This window comes from Microcoleus sp. AT3-A2, from assembly GCF_036705685.1.
Lineage (GTDB): Bacteria > Cyanobacteriota > Cyanobacteriia > Cyanobacteriales > Microcoleaceae > Microcoleus.
The window spans coordinates 1-2,658 of record NZ_JAUBVF010000139.1; the positions used below are offsets into that span (position 1 = coordinate 1).

Genomic DNA, 2,658 nt, shown 5'->3' on the forward strand with positions numbered 1-2,658 from the left:
ATTGACTGGATACTCATTCATATCTTGCCCTTAAAGTCAAGTACAATTTATACCAAATTAGATGAGCTTACCCTGATTACAGGAGGCGTTGCCGCTTCTGTCTATGGCGACCCGAGAACAACACGGGATTTAGATTTAGTAATTGAATTAATCCGGGACAATATTTTTCAATTAGTTGAAGCACTAGAAACGGCTGGTTTTTACTGCCCTCCGGGTTCGGTAAAAGATATTCAAGAGGGTAGAGGGATGGTGTTGAGCGTCACTCACATGACTTTAGTATTGAACGCTGATATTGTGCTGAATTCTAATACTGAATTCGATCGCTCAAAAATGGCGAGACGACGATTAGAAGCGCTTGACGAAGCTGGTGTAGAACAATTTTGGGTTGCTTCTCCTGAAGATATTGTGTTGGCAAAACTGCTGTGGCGGCAACAGTCTCAGTCTCAAAAACAATGGAATGATGTTTTGGGAATTCTGAAAGTCCAATCAGAGAATTTGGATCGGGGTTACTTAACAAAGTGGGCCCAACAATTGGGGTTGATTGATGATTTGAACCTAGCTTTTACTGAATCAGGGATTTGAGGCGATCGCAATTCGCGTAGTGCGATGGGAAAAAAGGTCGATCGATAGTATAGAAAATAGTGCAATTGATAAACTAACTGAGTATCCCAAAGTAATAGAGCATATTTTAACCGAGTATCTATAATTGTACCGCCATCCTCAACCAGACATCGAAACATTCTTAATTACCGACGAACAAAACGGCCATTTATTCTCCTATTCTTCAATCTAAAATCTAAAATCTAAAATCGATTGACTGTTTACGTTCGGATTCGCGATGGTAAATTCTGGATCGAGGAAGACTGGACAGAAGATGGGATTGCAAGGGATTTGGTGCGTGCAGGGGTTCCCAAGGAAGATATTGTGTTGGCATTTCACGAGCCTGGGATGCGGCGGTACACAGATTTTGCAGTAGTTTCTTAGCACTTAATCGATATGACTACAGCAGCTTTAATAACAAAACAGTACATTGAAAAACAGGAAAGTTGCTACCGAATTGTGGGGAAGCGAGTTTCTCTGGATTCAATTACTTATGCTTTGCTTAATTAAACAAGGGAAAGTAACTCATCCCTTTGCTGAGCTAAATTACTTTGAATTCACTCCAAAGTTTGCAAGGCTTCCAAAATAGACAGTTTTCAGATATATATCCACACTTCTCATAGAAACCCATTGCGGTTTCATGTGCGACTGTAACGACCGTAATATCATCTTCCCCACCAACCATCTCTCGGATGCGAACCAATAATTCACTTCCTATTCCTTGTTTTGCATAAGACCTGTCCACACCCAGGTCTGTGACAAAAAGGAAATAAACAAAATCCGTAATACCAAAGGCTACCCCGATTAGCTTCCCTTCATCATTCCTAGCGGTAACAGCGACTGAGCGAGTAGTCAACAGCTTCCTTACCCTTTCTTCAAAACGCTCTTTGGGATACTGACTACCAAGATCGCTCCTTTTTAAGAAGTCGTAATATTCCTCAAAAGACAAGTTTTCGTTATCTCGGTAGTCAATCATCTTACTTACTCAAATTTTTTCTTAAATTACTGCATATTTTATTGGGTGTCAAGAAAAAGTCACAAGATTCTGAGGATTTCTCTGTATCTACCACGCTATCTGGAAGTTATTTGCGATCGCCCACCAGTGCAGACATACCTACAGTCATGATATTGTCCGAAGGCGATCGCCCCTAAAATATTTACAAAACTAAATCTGGTATGAGCTCTATATCTAGCTGTTAGAATAGATAAACCTGAGCGTTAAAATCGCAAATGTATGACAGCGTTCCTACACACTATGCAATGGAATATCTAACTTTTAGAGAAGCCGATCGAGAGGACATACAGGCGATCGTCAATATTCACAATTCTCATGCGCGCGGTCAAAATACCTCGATCGAGCGGGGGTTTTTGCTAACACAAATTACTGAAGATGAGATTGTCCAAAGCTTAAATAATTCATGCAAATATTTTGTGTCAGCTAAAACCGATGGGAAAATTCTGGGATTTGTGGCTATATCACAACCCAAAATATCTGATGAAATGTTGAATAAAATCATCTGGAAAGATGAGCGTTTTAAGAAAAAAGTCACAAGTGAGCGGCATTTTTATCTCCAAGTAGTAGCAACAAAGTTAGATTGCATGGGTAGAGGTGTTGCTCGATTCATGTATGAAGAAATTTATCAAGTTTTTCCAAATTCATTTATTTCGCTGTTTATTGTTACCCAGCCAATAGCTAATACTCGTTCCCTAATGTTTCACCAAAAACAGGGATTTGAACAAATAGGAACTTTGCAAGTTGACCTATTTCTAGATCTAGAAAATTATGAATGTATTGTGATGTTTAAAGAAACTTGAATTTATCATGAGTGAGTCTCCCACGAGAAGCCGACCTCAATTCAGCCTAACAGGAATTACCAGAAGCGAGGGAACTTTTATCTCCGCGAATTGCCGTCTCAAATAAGCTCGATTTCACTTCCTTGGCGGCTGCGATACTTCCTATCCCCGCAGTAAAAATATTTTTCCCAAACAAAAAGCGCCCCTATTTCTAGGAGCGCTTTTTGTTAATCTCAAGTTAAAAATTAACCGTTGATAGAAGGA

At 39.7% G+C, this 2,658-nt stretch carries 3 protein-coding genes and 1 pseudogene; 3 read left to right on the forward strand and 1 reads right to left on the reverse strand.

The window, feature by feature from the left end; translation table 11 throughout:
* Positions 1-582, forward strand: a pseudogene (locus QUB37_RS29450) (hypothetical protein); the annotation flags it as partial.
* Between the two features lie 231 nt (positions 583-813).
* A complete protein-coding gene (locus tag QUB37_RS29455) occupies positions 814-984 on the forward strand; it encodes an element excision factor XisI family protein (protein ID WP_333168753.1) in 171 nt (56 codons plus the stop codon).
* Between the two features lie 157 nt (positions 985-1,141).
* Here QUB37_RS29455 and QUB37_RS29460 read toward each other — a convergent pair whose 3' ends face one another.
* Complete coding sequence (locus QUB37_RS29460) at positions 1,142-1,576, reverse strand: GNAT family N-acetyltransferase (protein WP_333168755.1); 435 nt, start codon at positions 1,574-1,576, stop codon at positions 1,142-1,144.
* A gap of 254 nt (positions 1,577-1,830) precedes the next feature.
* Between QUB37_RS29460 and QUB37_RS29465 the strand changes: the two genes are divergently transcribed.
* Positions 1,831-2,415, forward strand: a complete 585-nt coding sequence (locus tag QUB37_RS29465; RefSeq protein WP_333168757.1) for a GNAT family N-acetyltransferase — start codon at positions 1,831-1,833, stop codon at positions 2,413-2,415.
* Positions 2,416-2,658: the final 243 nt, after the last annotated feature.